Genomic DNA, 14,848 nt, shown 5'->3' on the forward strand with positions numbered 1-14,848 from the left:
ACCGATACGTGTCGCTACGGCAACAGGCGTCGCCTTCCGCGTGAAGGCCGCTTGCGGCCGCGTCCGGCTGCCCGTAGTCCGGATGGAGAAAGATCAAGTTTTACAGTACTTTATCACAATTCTAAACAGCGCGGCCGAGACGCCGGGGTGGGTCCCGGCGCGCGCGGTCGGCTGCCCGCAGCGTCGCATCCGGCAAGAGACCATGAGAGCCGTCCACCCCCTCCCCGGCATCACCCTGCGCGCCCTGCTCGCCGGGGCCTCGCTCGCCGTGCTGGCGCAGGCCGCGCCGAGCCTCGCCCAGGACGCGTCGCGCCGCGGCGGCGCCGGCCCGACCGCCGGCGGCAGCGTGCAGCTCGAGGAGCTGAGCGTCACCGGCCAGGGCGGCGGCCCGGCCTCCGGGGCCCCGGCCGGCGCACCCGTGCGCGGCGCGGAGAGCCCGACCGGCCCAATCGACGGCTACGTGGCCCGGCGCTCGGCGACCGCGACCAAGACCAACACCCCGCTGATCGAGACGCCGCAATCGATCAGCGTCGTGGGCCGCAAGCAGCTCGACACCCAGAACGCCCAGACCCTTACCCAGGCGACCCAGTACGTCGCCGGCACCTACGCGGGCACCTTCGGCGCCGACACGCGCCTCGACTTCTTCCAGCTCCGCGGCTTCGTGGTCAGCGATTACGGCCTCTACCTCAACGGCCTGCAGCTCCTGAACTACGGCTTCGCCTACAGCCGCGTGAACACGTTCGGGCTGGAGCGCATCGAGGTGCTGCGCGGCCCCTCGGCGGTGCTGTTCGGCGCCGGCAATCCCGGCGGCCTGATCAACCAGATCAGCAAGCGCCCGACCGAGACCCCGTTCGGGCTCGTCGAGGTCGGCGGCGGCTCCTTCGACCAGCGCTACGCCGCCTTCGACGTCGGCGGCCCGGCCGACGCCGAGGGCCACTGGTTCGGCCGCCTGACCGGCTACGCCCGCAACGGCGGCACGCAGGTCCAGGGCGCGCCGGACGACAGCTACTACATCGCCCCGGCCTTCACCTATAAGCCGGACGGGTCGACCAAGTTCACGATCCTGTCGAGCTTCCAGCACGACAACACGGCCGTGACGGCGAACTTCCTGCCCTATTACGGCACGGCCCGGCCGACCGTGCTCGGCCTGCGCATCCCGCGCTCGCTCAACGTGGGCGATGCCGGCTTCAACACCTTCCGGCGCGACCAGGCCTTCATCGGCTACGAGTTCGAGCACGTCTTCGACGACACCTGGGCGGTGCGCCAGAACGCCCGCTACGGCTACACGCAGAGCTTCCAGAACTCCTATATCGGCCAGCTCGGCTACACCGACCCGCTCCAGACCCAGCTCGGCCGCTACCTGTTCCGGGATTCCGCCAAGATCGCGCAGCTCGACGTCGACACGCAGGCCGAGGCCAAGTTCTCCGACGGCTTCTTCCGCCACGACTTCCTGATGGGCGTGGAGTACCGGAACTTCCAGATCCACGACAACCAGGCCTCGGGCTTCCCCGGCCCCGACCTCAACATCCTCGCGCCCGCTTACGGCCCGCAGGCGGTCTCGGCCTCGCCCTACCTGATCAACGCCAACTCGTTCCAGCAGGTCGGCCTCTACTTCCAGGACCAGATCAAGCTCACGCCGGAGCTGACCCTGATCCTCGGCGGCCGCCAGGACTTCGTCCAGAACACCGTCTACGACCGCCTGACGCCCGCCAACACCAACGGCCGCAACGACAGCGCCTTCACCTACCGGGCGGCGGCGATCTACAACTTCGACTTCGGCCTCGCGCCCTACATCATGTACGCGACCTCGTTCCAGCCCCAGATCGGCGTGGACATCAACAACCGCACCTTCAGGCCCGATACCGGCGATCAGGTCGAGGGCGGCGTCAAGTTCGAGCCGCCCGGCCAGGGCTACTTCCTGACGCTGGCGGGCTTCGACATCCACCGCAGCAACGTGCTCACCCCCAACCCGGTGAACACGATCTTCCAGACGCAGGTCGGCGCGGTGCGCTCCACCGGCTTCGAGGCGCAGCTCGTCGCCAACGTCGCCGACGGCCTCAACCTCGTGGCGTCCTTCACCAAGTTCGACTTCACCACCGAGCGGGATGCCGATCCGGTGCGGGTGGGCAAGACGCCGGTCAACATCCCCCAGACCCTGGCCTCGCTGTTCGCCGACTACACCATCCCGCTCGGGCCGTGGCGCGGCTTCGGCTTCGGCGGCGGCGTGCGCTACGTCGGCAGCTCCTTCGCGGACGTGGCCAACACCCTGCGGGTGCCCGACTACGTGCTGTTCGACGCGCAGGTGCACTACGATGTCGAGAACTGGCGCTTCCAGGTGAACGCCTCGAACCTCGCCGATCGGCGCTACGTCGCCTCCTGCCAGTCGAACGTGTCCTGCTTCTACGGCGACGCCCGGCGGGTGCTGGCGAAGGTCAGCTACAAGTGGTGAGGCGGTTCGGGCGGTTCTTGTTTGCGGCCGCCCGCAGCATGGTGACCAGCCCCGTCATCGCGAGCGGAGCGAGGCGATCCAGGGCAGCGCGACATCGGCGGGCGTGGCGCTGCTGGATTGCTTCGCTCCGCTCGCAGCGACGACGGCGCCCCGATCAGCCGTCCGCAGCCTCCGCCCCGGTGATCGGCTGCGGCCCGGAGAGCCGGGTCGGCAGGGTGTCGATCCGCAGGGACCGGCGGAGCGCCCGCGAGAACGCGTCGACCGCCATCGTCACCAGCGCGGTGGCGGCGATCAGCACCAGGGCCACGTCGAGGCGCAATTCCGAGATCGCGGCGTCGACATAGAAGCCCAAGGTCGTGACCCCCAGGATGCCGAAGATCGCGCTCTCCCGCAGGATCAGCTCCCAGCGGTAGAGCAGGTAGGCCAGGAACTGCCCGTAGAGCCGCGGCACGGTCTCGTAGGCGTAGAGGTCGAGGCCCCGGGGGGCGTCCGGCCGGTAGGGGATCGCGTCGGCGTGCCGGCCCATCAGGTAGGCGACGATGCCGGCATTGTGCAGGGCCAGCGCCAGGATCGCCGGCAGCATCGAGGGGCCGAGCAGCTGCAGGGCGACGTAGGCCAGCATGTATTCCGGCGTGGAGCGCACCACCACGAGGAGCGCCCGCCCCAGCGGCCGCCCGATCGGCCCGGCGAAGCGCCGCGCGGTCAGCGGGAACAGGACGAGGGCCCCGAGGGCGGTGGCGGCCAGGGCGATCTGCGCCAGGATCAGGGTCTGGGCGGTCCCGGGCAGGACCTGCTCGGTCAGGATCGGGCGCAGCCACGACCAGAGCCGCGCCCAGGTCTCGGGCTCGGCGAGCGGCGCGCCCCGGAGCGGGGCCGGCACGACGTCGTGGCCGAGGAAGCGGGCGAGGCTCGGGCCGATCGCCGCGCTGCCGACGGTCGGCGGCAGCGCCAGCACGGCGCCGACGAGGAGGAACGGCAGGGTCCGGGCGCGCACCCAGAGCCGGCGCGTGCCGATCAGCGCGTAGAAGATCAGGAGCAGCGCCCCGGCCTCGGCGTAGCGGCCCTGGCGGAAAGCGGATTCGAAGGCGAAGCCCATGGTCGGCAGGCCGATGAAGCCCAGCACGAGGCTGGAGCGCAGGCCGCATTCGAGGCGATAGAGGGTGTAGTCGCGCATCCGTCCGGCCACTTCGGGCAGGCGCGCGTACAGGAAGGCCGAGACCGCCCCGGTTCCCGCGGGCAGGACGCGGAGCGCCGCGAGGTCGGCCTCCTCGATCAACTCGGCGTAGACCTTGGCGCAGATGCCCGCGTAGGGCAGCGCGATGGCGAGGACGCCGGTGGTCGCCGACAGGCCGAAGACCTGCATCAGCAGCAGCGCCCAGAACAGCTCGTGGACGGCGCGCAGGCCCGCGCAGGCGAGCCGGACGGGGCGCGAGCGGGCGAAGGGGACGGCGAGCAGCAGCCCCGCCCCGGCCCCGAGCCCGACGCCGAGCATCGCGAAGGCCACGGTGTAGAGGACGCTCCAGCCCTCGACGGCGAAAAAATCGGGCCGGATCAGGCCGCCCAGCAGCCGGGCGAGGTCGGCGAAGGGGTGGAGGGTCGTGACCTGCAGGTCGGCGACCAGCAGGCCGGCGAGCGCCGCCGCCAGGAACCAGCGGCTCACCGCCGCGTAGCCCGGCCGCGGCAGGAACCCGGCCTTGCCCGCGACGGCGCCCATCAGGCCGCCTCGTAGAACGGGTTGAGCCGCGCCGGATCGAGGTCCTTCGACGGGGCGTCGAGGACGATGCGGCCGGCCTCCAGCACCACGATCCGGTCGGTGTGGGCGAGGGCCAGGGCCACGTCGTGGAGCGCCAGGATCAGGGTCTCGTGCCCGCGGGCCAGCTCGGTGAGGATCCGGCCGCCCTGCTGGCGGTCCAGCGCCGAGACCGGCTCGTCCGCCACCAGGATCGGCCGTCCGTTGTAGAGGGCGCGGGCCACCGAGACGCGCTGCTGCTGGCCGCCGGAGAGCTCCCCGGCCCGGTCCCAGAGCCGGTCCGCGAGCCCGACCCGGTCGAGGACCGCCGCCACGGCGGCGACGTCGGCCCGCGCCGGCCGGACCAGGGTGCGCAGGTTGTGCAGGGTCGAGCGCCGGTCGAGGCGGCCCATGTAGACGTTGTGGAACACCGAGAGCGGCCGCACCAGGGCGGCCGCCTGCGGCACCAGGGCCACCCGCCCGGGGGCCTGCCCGTGGATCAGGCCGATCAGGGTCGACTTGCCGGCCCCCGAGCGCCCCATGAGCGCGACCCGCTCGCCCGCCCGCACGGTCAGGTCGAGGCCCGACAGAACCGGGCGCCCGTCATAGGCCGCGGAGGCGTTCGCCAGGACGATGGCCGCGCCGGACCCCGCGCCCGCCTCCTTGCCCGACTCCTCGCCGGCTGCCGCGCCGCGCGACACGCGCGTCAGTCCAGGAGGCCGGTGGAGCGTCCCACCTCGACGAGGGGCTCGTAGGCCGCGTTGGTCACGGGGATGAACTTCGAGCGCCCGAACGGCTCCAGGATCGCCGGGTCGGCGATGCCGGTCAGCGCGGCCCGCAGCCTGTCGGTGAAGCCGGCGCCGTAGGTCTGCTCCACATCGCCCCGCACGGTCCACTGGTAATCGGGGAAGGTCGGGCTCTCCCAGATCACCGAGACGGCCTTTGGGTCGACCTTGCCGGCCTTCGAGTCGAGGTCCCAGACCGAGTAGTCGACGGCGCCGACCGCGAAGGCGCCGGACTGGACCAGCTGGATCGTCCGGGTGTGGTCGCCCGAGAAGCCGACCCGGGCGAAGACCTGCTCCGGGGTCTTCCCCGGGAAGGCCTGCCGGACGAAGTACTCGGGCATCAGCCGCCCGGAGGTCGAGGCGCGGGCGCCGAACGTGAAGGTCCTGCCCGCGACGGCCTTCGGGAAATCCTTCTCCGGCTTCAGCCCGGTGGCGGCGTTGGCGATGACGTAGGTCTTGAACGCCGCGTCCTCGGCGCCCTGCGCGATCGCCTGGGAGCCCGGCACGGCCTTGCGCGCCTGGACGCCGGTGAAGCCGCCGAACCACGCGAGCTGCACCTGCCCGTTGGTGAAGGCGGTGACCGCCGCCGGGTAGCTCTTCACCGGGATGTAGCGCACCGGCACGCCGAGCTCGGCCTCCAGATAGGCGGCGACCTTGCCGAAGCGCTCGACCAGCCGGCTCTCGTCCTGGTCGGGGATGCCGGTGAAGACGAGGGGCGGGAGCGCCTTCGCGGCCGGCTTCTCCTGCGCCCGCGCCGGCCCGGCGGCGGCCAGGGCCGCCAGGACGCCCAGGGCGAGCCGCCCCAGCCAGCCCGGTCCCGGCTTCGATCCCGACCTTGATCCCGACTTGGAGCCCGGCTTCGATCCCAGCGTCGATCCCTGCATCGCGTCCTCGTGGCACCACGCCCACGCACGGTGGGCTCGCAACACGGCGGGCGTAGCAGAAGACGCCGCGCGCGCCAGCCTCGATCCTCGCGATCCCGGCGCCCTGCGGCGACGGGAGACCGCCGAGACGCCGCCGGGATCCCCCGGGAACCGTCTCAGGCGCCGGGCGCCACCGCGATCGCCGACAGGGTGAGGTGCTCCGGCAGGGCGGCGTCCGGCACCGGCACGGCCCGGATCCCGGCCGGGAGCACGCCGCCGAGCAGGTCCAGGAAGTCTCCCGACGCGGCGATCTCGATCTCGGCCGCCTTGGCCTGGGTCTCGATCCGCGCCAGGGCGTTCATCGCCGGACCCAGCACCGTGTACTCGGCCCGCACGCCGTCGTCGAAGACCCCGACCAGCAGGTCGCCCGCGTGCAGGGCGACCACGACCCGCAGGGGGAACAGATTCTCCCGGGCGCGGGCCGCGTTGAGCGCGGCGATCCGGTCGCGGATCGACAGGGCGCAGGCGAGCGCCGCGCGCGCCTGGACGTCGGGATGGCCGACGACGAACTGCACCAGCACCGCGTCGCCGATATACTTGTCGACGAGGCCGCCCTGCTCCGCCACCGCCGCCTGGGCCGCCGCCCGGACCCCCAGCAGGGCCGTCACCATAGCCTCGGGCGGGTGCTCGCGGGAGAGCCGCGAGAAGCCGCGGATGTCGAGGATCATCAGGCAGGCGTGGCGCCGGTGGATGCCGAGGCCGGAATCGCCGTCGTCGGCGGCGAGGTCGAGGGCGACCGTGTCGGGCACGAAGCGGGCGAGCTGGGTCCGCTCGTGCTCCATGCGCAGGGCCCGCACCACCGCGGCGCGCAGGCGGACCATGCCGTCGACCACCAGGAGGCCCGCCGCCATGAAGGTGGCGAGCCCGGTGAGCTGCGCGGTCGGGAAGGTGTCGGCGTTCGGGAACAGGTCCGGATGGACCAGGCCGACGAGGAAGGCCGCGCTCCAGCAGACGGTGACGAGCCCGCAGAACAGCAGGGTCTGCGCCACCCGCATGCTCAGGCCGGTCTGGAGCAGGAGCAGGAAGGCGGGCAGGCGGCTCACCGCGTCGGCGCCGAGCCCCGCCCCGCCGCCGGCCAGCATGTGCTCGATGATCACGTAGACGGCGAGCCCGGCATTGAGGCCGGTGCCGGCCCAGCTGTAGACGGTGGCCGCGGGGCCGCCGCCGCGCTCCCGCAGCCCGAACCAGATCGTGCCGAGGCCGTACAGGCCGAGGATGAACCAGTGGCTCAGGGCGTGCAGCGAGCCGTCATAGGCCTGGGCCGCCATCAGCAGCACCAGCACGATCACCACCCGCAGGCCGAGCAGGCGCAGGCCGCCGCCGGCCTGCATGGTCCGCAAAACCGCCTCGTCGTCCGATCCGGGATCCGCCCGGCCCTCGGCAGGAGCCCGCGCGGGCCGCAGCGCGGAGAGCGTCGGGTTGCCGGCGCTGCCCGAGGCCATCAACCGCCCCGGCCGAGGCGCCGGGCCGCCGCGAAGCGGTTGAGGAAGCGCGGCTCCTTCTCGGGGGCGATCCGGATCGCGAGGTGCAGGGTGCCGTCGGCCTCCGACCGGCGGTCGAGGATCTCGGCGTTCTCGTAGAGCCAGTTCAGCGCCGCCCCGTCCTCCGGCGGCAGCGCCACCGCGAAGCTTGCGCGGTTGCGCCCGATCCGCGCCTCGATCCGGGCCGCCAGGGCGGCGAGCCCCTCCCCGGTCACCGCCGAGACCAGGACCGGCGCGGTGCTGTCGCGGTCGTTGCGGGCCCTGGCCTGGCCGCTGAGGTTCAGGAGCCGCGCGCGCTCGTCGTCGTCGAGCAGGTCGGCCTTGTTCCAGACCTCGATGATCCGGTCGGTGCTGGTCTCGATGCCGAGCTCGCGCAGGACCTCGCCGACATCCTCGGCCTGGGCCTCGGAATCGACGTGGGCGACGTCCCGCACGTGGAGCAGCACGTCGGCCTCGATGGCGTCCTCGAGCGTCGCCCGGAAGGCCGCGATCAGGGGCGTCGGCAGGTCGGAGATGAAGCCCACCGTGTCCGACAGGATCACTGTCTCGCCGTGGGGCAGCTTGGTCGCCCGCGCGGTGGGGTCGAGGGTCGCGAACAGCATGTCCTTGGCGGTGACCTCGGCCCGGGTCAGGGCGTTGAACAGGCTCGACTTCCCGGCGTTCGTGTAGCCGACGAGCGCGACGATCGGGTACGGCACCCGGGCCCGGCTCTGCCGGTGCAGGCCGCGGGTGCGCACCACCGCGTCGAGGTCGCGCTCGATCCGGGTCATGCGCTCCTGGATCATGCGCCGGTCGGCCTCGATCTGGGTCTCGCCGGGGCCGCCCAGGAAGCCGAAGCCGCCGCGCTGGCGCTCCAAGTGGGTCCAGGAGCGGACGAGGCGGGACTTCTGGTAGGCGAGGTGGGCATGCTCGACCTGCAGCGTGCCCTCGCGCGTGGAGGCGCGGCGCCCGAAGATCTCCAGGATCAGGCCGGTGCGGTCGATGACCTTGGCGCCCCAGGCTTTCTCGAGGTTGCGCTGCTGCACCGGCGACAGGGCGCAGTCCATCACGACGAGGCCGATCTCGCGGGCGCGGATCAGGCCGGCGATCTCCTCGACCCGGCCCTTGCCGAGATAGGTGGAGGGCCGGATCCGCGGCAGGCTGACGGCGAGGCTCTCGACCACGTCGAGCTCGATCGCGGCGGCGAGCCCGGTCGCCTCGTCGAGGCGGGCCTCCACGGAGCGCGACGGCGCGGCCGGTCCGGGGCCGGCCCCCGCCGCGCCGCGGGCGAGGTAGGGGCCGATCACCAGGGTGTGGGTCGCCGCGGCGATCTCGCCCTCGGGGGCGGCCTGCGCCTGGAGGCGGGCTTCGCCGGACGTCAGCGTTTCGGTCATACGGCCTTCGGCGCCGCCGCCCCGGGCGACGGCTTCGTTGGAGAGGTCGGAGTGTCAGAATGGGGATGCGGGCGGGCCGGGCCAAGATGCCGGCCGCGAACGGGCACAGATATCCGTCGGCGGGCGGGGTCTCCGCCCTCCCCCCGCCGCGGCCGCGCCGGTCGCGCGGCGCCGCCCGCGCGGCGCATCGGGCCTCCGACCCGCCCGATCCCCGGCTTCCGGCCCGCTAGGCGCCGGGGCCGCCGGCCCTCACGCCTTCTCGGCGGTCTCGTCCGGCTCGAACAGCTGCACCGGGTGGCCCGGCATGATCGTGGAGATCGCGTGCTTGTAGACCAGCTGCGAGTGCCCGTCCCGGCGCAGCAGCACGCAGAAATTGTCGAACCACGTCACCACGCCCTGCAGCTTGACGCCGTTGACGAGGAAGATGGTCAGCGGAATCTTGTTCTTGCGGACATGGTTGAGAAAGGTGTCCTGAAGGTTCTGTGCGCGTTCGCCCGCCATCTTCTTGGCCTTCTTGTTGTCCCGGCTCGCTCGGTCCGGGAGGAGTATGCCGCGGGCCGGATCGTCCGATCATCCGGTCCAGGGCCGTGTATACCAACACCATGACGACGTGAAAGCGTGGGTGCAAGCAACCCCCGTTCCAGCCGATCCGTGACGGATCGGCCCCGCCCTCAACGCGCGCCCCGGCGCCGCGGCCTCACGGGCCGATGCCGAGGGACTTCAACTTGCGGTGCAGGGCCGAGCGCTCCATGCCGATGAACTCGGCGGTGCGCGAGATGTTGCCCGAGAACCGCGCGATCTGCGCCACGAGGTACTCGCGCTCGAAGATCTCGCGGGCCTCCCGGAGCGCGAGGCTCATCAGCTTCTCGCCGCCCGCGCCGCCCGGCGTCGTCGGCACCAGGGCGCCGATCTCGGAGGGCAGCATCTCCGAGGTGACCTCCTGCTCCGGGTCGGCCTGGGTCAGGATCATCAGCCGCTCGACGTTGTTCTTGAGCTGGCGCACGTTCCCCGGCCAGTTGTGCGACTGCAGCACCGCCATGGCGTCCTCGGCGATCCGGCGCTTGGGCAGGCCGGTCTGGGACGAGATGTTGTCCATGAAGAACTGGATCAGCTCGGGCACGTCCTCCCGGCGCTCCGACAGGGCCGGCACCCGGATCGGCACCACCGACAGGCGGTGGAACAGGTCCTCGCGGAAGCGGCCGGCGGCGATCTCCTCCTGAAGGTCCCGGGAGGACGAGGAGATGATGCGGACATCGACGTGGACCCGCGTCGTGCCGCCGACCCGCTGGAAGTTCTGGTCGACGAGGACGCGCAGGATCCGGTTCTGGGTCTCCCGCGGCATGTCGGCGACCTCGTCGAGGTAGAGGGTGCCGCCGTGGGCCTCCTCCAGGGCGCCGACCCGCCGGCCGCTCTCGCCCTCGACCCCGAACAGCTCGGCCTCCATGGTCTCGGGCAGGATCGCCGCCGCGTTGAGGAGCACGAACGGGCCGTTCGAGCGGGCCGAGGCCTTGTGCAGGCTGCGCGCCGCGAGCTCCTTGCCGGCGCCCAGCGCGCCGGTGATCATCACCCGGGCGTTCGTCGGCGCCACCCGGTCGAGGGTCTGGCGCAGCTGGTTGATGGCGAGCGACGTGCCGACGATGCGGTTGGTGGCGCCGGAGCGCGCCGTCAGGTCGCGGACCTCGCGCCGGAGCCGGGAGGCCTCCAGCGCCCGCTCGGCCACGAGGATCAGCCGGTCGGCCTTGAACGGCTTCTCGATGAAGTCGTAGGCGCCCGCCTTGATGGCCGAGACCGCGGTCTCGATGTTGCCGTGGCCCGAGATCATCACCACCGGCAGGTCGGGGTTCGCGGCCTTGATCAGGTCGAGCACCTGCAGGCCGTCGAGCCGGGAGCCCTGCAGCCAGATGTCGAGGAAGACGAGGTGCGGCCGGCGCGCCTCGATGGCGGCGAGCGCCTCGTCCGAGCCTCCGGCCGTGCGGCAGCGGTGGCCCTCGTCGTCCAGGATCCCGGCGACGAGGTCGCGGATGTCGGCCTCGTCGTCGACGATCAGGATATCGGCGCTCATGCGTGCATCTCCGCGATCCGGGGGGCCGTCGGCGCGGCGCCCTTCTCCTCTGTCGTGACGGGACTGGTCTCAGGGGCCGCCGCCGCCGGCTCGGGCCCGTGCTCGCGCGGGACCCGCATCCGGACCTGGCCGCCGCGGCCGGCGGGATTGTCGTTCAGCTCGATCCCGCCGCCGTGCTCCTCGAGCACCTTGCTGACGATAGCAAGCCCCAGCCCGGTTCCACCCTCGCGGGTGGTCATGTAGGGCTCGAGCAGGCGCTGGCGCCCCTCGGCCGGGAATCCCTTGCCGTTGTCGGTGACGGCGATCACCGCGAACCCGTCCTCGACGGCGAGGTTCAGGCTGATCTTGCCCTTGCCGAGCTCGGCCTCCGGCACCTCGGCCACCGCCTCGACGGCGTTCTTGAGGATGTTGGTGATCACCTGGCTGAGCAGCCTGATGTCGAAGGCCGCCACGATCTTCTCCGCACTGCCCGCGCCGCCCTGGGCCGAGAACGCGAAGTCGATGTCCGGGTGCGCGACCCGCATCATGAACAGGTTCTGCTTGGCGATCTCGGTGAGGTCGTTCGGCGCGATGGCGGGCTTCGGCATCCGCGCGAAGGCCGAGAACTCGTCGACCATGCGCTTGATCTCGTCCACCTGCCGGACGATCGTGGCGGTGCACTGGTCGAACACCTCCTTGTCGGCGGTGATGACCTTCCCGTACTTGCGCCGGATCCGCTCGGCGGAGAGCTGGATCGGGGTCAGCGGGTTCTTGATCTCGTGGGCGATGCGGCGCGCCACATCGCCCCAGGCGGAGCTGCGCTGCGCCTGGACGAGGTCGGTGATGTCGTCGAGCGTCACCACCGAGCCGCGGGACGCCCCCTGCGCCTGCTCGCTCGTGACCCGCACCGTGATGGTGCGCTCGCCCCGGGACCGGGTGAGCTGGACCTGCTGCTGCTGCAGGCTGCGCGGGCGCGCCTCGCTCTCGGCCAGCACCGGCGCGAGCTCCGGCACCGCGCGGGCCAGCGGCTCTCCGACCAGGGCGTCGCTCGCGAGGTCGAGCATCCGCTCGGCGGCGGGGTTGGCGATGGTGACGAAGCCCGCCGCGTCGAGGCCGATCACCCCGGGCGAGACCCCCGACAGCACGGCCTCGGTGAAGCGGCGGCGGGTGTCGATCAGGTCGCTCGCGGCGATCAGACCGGCGTGCTGGCGGCGCAGCTCCTGGGTCATCTTGTTGAAGCTCTCGCCCAGGTGGGCGAGGTCGCCGCTGGTCTTCTTGGTCGGCACCTGGGCGTAGAAATTGCCCGACGCCACCTGGTCGGCGGCGTTGATCAGCCGCCGGATCGGCGCCACGAACCGGTTGGCGAAGTTCATGCCGAACCAGACGGCCGAGAGCAGCGCGATCAGCGCGATCAGCAGGAACACCGACGCGAAGGTGATCTGGATCGAGCGGCGCAGCGAATCGTAGGTGAGGTACTCGGCCGCCGCCGCCCGGGACACGCCCGGGAACTCGATGGCGAGCTGGCTCACCTCCCGCTGCACCATCAGCACGGCGTCGTCGTAGGCCGGCATGCGTAGCAGCGCGGCGAAGACCCGGCCCTCGGTGGGCAGGAGGCAGATCGGATCGGCGGAGTTCGCCGCGTCCTCGAAGGCCGCCGCCGAGGGCAGGCGGTTCGTCTTCAGGACGTCGATCTTGGCCCGGGCCACCACCTCGGTGGGGCCGCGCATGATCTGCGCCACCGGCAGGCCGAGATTGGTCGCCCGGGTGGTCAGGAAGGTCTGGAACCAGTCCCGGTTCACGTCGAAGTTCGGCCGGGCCCGGGTGAGGTCGTCGGCGAGGATGCGGATCTCGCGGGCGAGGCTCTGGCACTGGTTCTCCTGGTAGGCGTCGGCCACCTCCACGGATTTCAGCACCACGTCCCGGACCCGGTCGGTGAAGCCGAGCGACAGGCCCCGGTCGATCGTCACCGAGGCGACCACGGCGAGCAGGATCGTCGGCAGGATCGCGATCAGCGAGAACAGGCCGACGATGCGGGTGTGCAGGCGCGCCACCGCGGCGTTGGCCTTGCGGGCGTGCAGGAAGACCCGCGCCTCCCAGGCGATGATGACCGCGAGGCCGAGCACCAGGGCGGCGTTGATGGCCAGCAGCGTCACGCCGTAGGCCGGCGTCGGCGTCACCCGGATCACCCCGGCCAGGATCAGGAAGGTCGCGAGCGCCGAGACCAGGGCGGTGATCACCATGGCGGCGCCGATCCAGCCGGGACCGCGCGGGCCCGGCCGCAGCGATTCCGCCAGGGGCGTGCCGGACGGCTGGGACGCCTCGGGGCCCGCGGGCGTGCCCGCGTCCCGCTGATCCGCGGCCGGCTGGACAGCGTCCTGCTGGACCGCGTCCTGGCCCGCCCCGTCGGCACCCCTCTCGGGAACCGACGCGGGGCCTTCCTCTGTCCGTGAGCGTCTCAGGAACGGCATGACTGGTGCAGGGCCACAACAGTGTGGCGGAATTAATACGAATCCGGGCGTCCGGGCGGCGGATCGGCGGCGCGATCCGCCGCACGCGGCCGGCCTTGACCCCGCCCCGCCCCGCCCGTACCCCCGGTCGTGGAGGCGAACGGGGTCTGGTGGCCCTCCTGGTCTTCAAAACCAGCGGTACGCCAACAGCGTACGGTGGGTTCGATTCCCATCCGCTTCCGCCACGCTTCAGACAATCGAAACCGATGAACCAGTGTTCGCCGATATTCAGGCGACACGTGCGATTAAATTCGCGATACTGCTTCATCGGAACTGTGGGGGTGCCGGCTCGTTTCCCGCGATCGATCCCGCACGGGTGCCCGCGTGAAGAACCGATCCGCCGCCACCGTCCCGTTCCCGCCTGCCGCGGCCGGCCGCGCGCGCTGAGGCCGGCCATGCTGGACAGACTCGTCACGCTCCTCCCGCCCGGCGCCCGCGAGGCGCTGCGAACCCTCGCGGCGCGCCGGCCCGTGCGACTTCCCGTGCGACTTCCCCCGCGTCGGCCGGGCGCCGAGGCCACGATCCTGCCGGGGCTCGACGCGCGGCCCGCCCCGATGGCGCCGCTGCACCCGCCCGCCGCCATCAACGACAATCCCCTCCAGGCTCTCCACGACGCCGTCGAGCGGGACCTGCGCGCCAGCGGCCACCTGCGCTGAGCGCGGGCCGCGCGGCCGACCGTCAGCGCTTGGCCGGTGCGGGGCCTTCGGGAATCGTCCCGGGCGCGATCCAGTGGCAGGCCGTGGTGCCGCGCACGGCGGCGCAGTCGTAGCTCGCGCCGCCCAGCGTCACCTTGTCGACGATGCCGGCGAGGTCCGTGCGCGCCAGCGCCGCGCAGCCGAGATGGTCCGCCTTGGGGTCGGCCAAGTGCGCCGCGGCCGCCGCCGCACCGTCGCGCATCAGCATGCGGTAATTGGCCAGCGACGGGCAGCCGATCACCGGCGGCCCGGCCCGCCGGTCCGGGACGCTCCTGTCGGGGCGGGGCGCGCGGGGCGCCTGCTGGGCCTGGACCTGCGCCGCGCCGAGGCCGAGGGCCAGCGCGACGAGGACGGCGTCGGGGAGGAGGCGGCGTGTCATGGGCCGCTCGTAGCACGGCGCGTCCGGTGTTGCGCATCCACCGCGCCGCTACGCTCAGCCCCCCGGCCGGGCCCCTCGCCCGGCCGCCGCAGACCTGCGGCGGATTGGGGGCTCGCCTGCGGATGTTCAGGCTTGACCGCGGGCCCGCCATTTGCGAGCGCCGCGCAGGAACGGAGGACGGGCCATGACGACGGAAATCGACAGCGACCAGAGACTGCACTTGGTCTTCGGCGGTGAATTGCAGGATCTCGACGGGGTCCGGTTCCGGGACATCAAGAACCTCGACATCGTCGGCATCTTCCCGGACTACGCCACCGCCCAGGCCGCGTGGCGGGCCAAGGCCCAGGCCACCGTCGACAGCGCGCAGACGCGCTACTTCGTGGTGCACCTGCACCGGCTGCTGGAGCCGCCGGCCCCCTAAGGGGACCGGGCGCGCGGGGATCCGAACCCGGGTCCGGGGCCGGGTCCGCCGCGCGCGTCCGCGGT

Annotated in this window: 12 protein-coding genes and 1 tRNA gene; 4 read left to right on the forward strand and 9 right to left on the reverse strand. The window is 72.3% G+C overall.

Annotation, left to right across the window (positions count from 1 at the left end):
- Positions 1-202 precede the first annotated feature (202 nt).
- Positions 203-2,449 (forward strand): TonB-dependent siderophore receptor, encoded by a 2,247-nt coding sequence (locus ACLBYG_RS13845; RefSeq protein ID WP_447681821.1) that lies wholly within the window; start codon positions 203-205, stop codon positions 2,447-2,449.
- 154 nt (positions 2,450-2,603) lie between these two features.
- Here ACLBYG_RS13845 and ACLBYG_RS13850 read toward each other — a convergent pair whose 3' ends face one another.
- The 8 genes from ACLBYG_RS13850 to ACLBYG_RS13885 form a co-directional block, all read right to left on the reverse strand.
- Entirely contained in the window at positions 2,604-4,163 is a 1,560-nt protein-coding gene (locus ACLBYG_RS13850; RefSeq protein WP_447681822.1) for a PhnE/PtxC family ABC transporter permease, read from the reverse strand.
- A complete protein-coding gene (locus ACLBYG_RS13855) occupies positions 4,163-4,879 on the reverse strand; it encodes an ATP-binding cassette domain-containing protein (RefSeq protein WP_447681823.1) in 717 nt (238 codons plus the stop codon). Before ACLBYG_RS13855 ends, ACLBYG_RS13850 begins: the two co-directional genes overlap by 1 nt.
- Before the next feature lie 5 nt (positions 4,880-4,884).
- Positions 4,885-5,847, reverse strand: a complete 963-nt coding sequence (locus ACLBYG_RS13860) for a putative selenate ABC transporter substrate-binding protein (protein ID WP_447681824.1) — start codon at positions 5,845-5,847, stop codon at positions 4,885-4,887.
- A gap of 155 nt (positions 5,848-6,002) precedes the next feature.
- Entirely contained in the window at positions 6,003-7,328 is a 1,326-nt protein-coding gene (locus ACLBYG_RS13865) for an adenylate/guanylate cyclase domain-containing protein (RefSeq protein ID WP_447681825.1), read from the reverse strand.
- Entirely contained in the window at positions 7,328-8,740 is a 1,413-nt protein-coding gene (gene hflX / locus ACLBYG_RS13870) for a GTPase HflX (protein ID WP_447681826.1), read from the reverse strand. Before hflX ends, ACLBYG_RS13865 begins: the two co-directional genes overlap by 1 nt.
- A gap of 249 nt (positions 8,741-8,989) precedes the next feature.
- Positions 8,990-9,241, reverse strand: a complete 252-nt coding sequence (gene hfq / locus ACLBYG_RS13875) for an RNA chaperone Hfq (RefSeq protein ID WP_007563033.1) — start codon at positions 9,239-9,241, stop codon at positions 8,990-8,992.
- Between the two features lie 196 nt (positions 9,242-9,437).
- Complete coding sequence (gene ntrX, locus ACLBYG_RS13880; RefSeq protein WP_020095571.1) at positions 9,438-10,802, reverse strand: nitrogen assimilation response regulator NtrX; 1,365 nt, start codon at positions 10,800-10,802, stop codon at positions 9,438-9,440.
- Positions 10,799-13,021, reverse strand: coding sequence for an ATP-binding protein (locus ACLBYG_RS13885; RefSeq protein WP_447681827.1), 2,223 nt, complete (start codon positions 13,019-13,021; stop codon positions 10,799-10,801). Before ACLBYG_RS13885 ends, ntrX begins: the two co-directional genes overlap by 4 nt.
- Before the next feature lie 359 nt (positions 13,022-13,380).
- On the opposite strand from ACLBYG_RS13885, the gene ACLBYG_RS13890 reads away from it, so the two are divergent.
- Together ACLBYG_RS13890 and ACLBYG_RS13895 are read left to right on the forward strand one after the other, a co-directional pair.
- Positions 13,381-13,473: transfer RNA gene (locus ACLBYG_RS13890), tRNA-Sec, on the forward strand.
- A 210-nt stretch (positions 13,474-13,683) separates the two neighbouring features.
- Positions 13,684-13,944 carry a hypothetical protein gene (locus ACLBYG_RS13895; protein WP_056524639.1) on the forward strand — a complete coding sequence of 87 codons (261 nt, stop codon included), beginning with the start codon at positions 13,684-13,686 and terminating at the stop codon, positions 13,942-13,944.
- A gap of 22 nt (positions 13,945-13,966) precedes the next feature.
- Here the strand turns inward: ACLBYG_RS13895 and ACLBYG_RS13900 are convergent, their stop codons facing one another.
- Complete coding sequence (locus ACLBYG_RS13900) at positions 13,967-14,362, reverse strand: hypothetical protein (protein WP_020095574.1); 396 nt, start codon at positions 14,360-14,362, stop codon at positions 13,967-13,969.
- 184 nt (positions 14,363-14,546) lie between these two features.
- Between ACLBYG_RS13900 and ACLBYG_RS13905 the strand changes: the two genes are divergently transcribed.
- Entirely contained in the window at positions 14,547-14,783 is a 237-nt protein-coding gene (locus tag ACLBYG_RS13905; RefSeq protein ID WP_020095575.1) for a DUF4170 domain-containing protein, read from the forward strand.
- Positions 14,784-14,848 lie beyond the last annotated feature (65 nt).

It is taken from the genome of Methylobacterium sp. D53M (genome assembly GCF_053345625.1).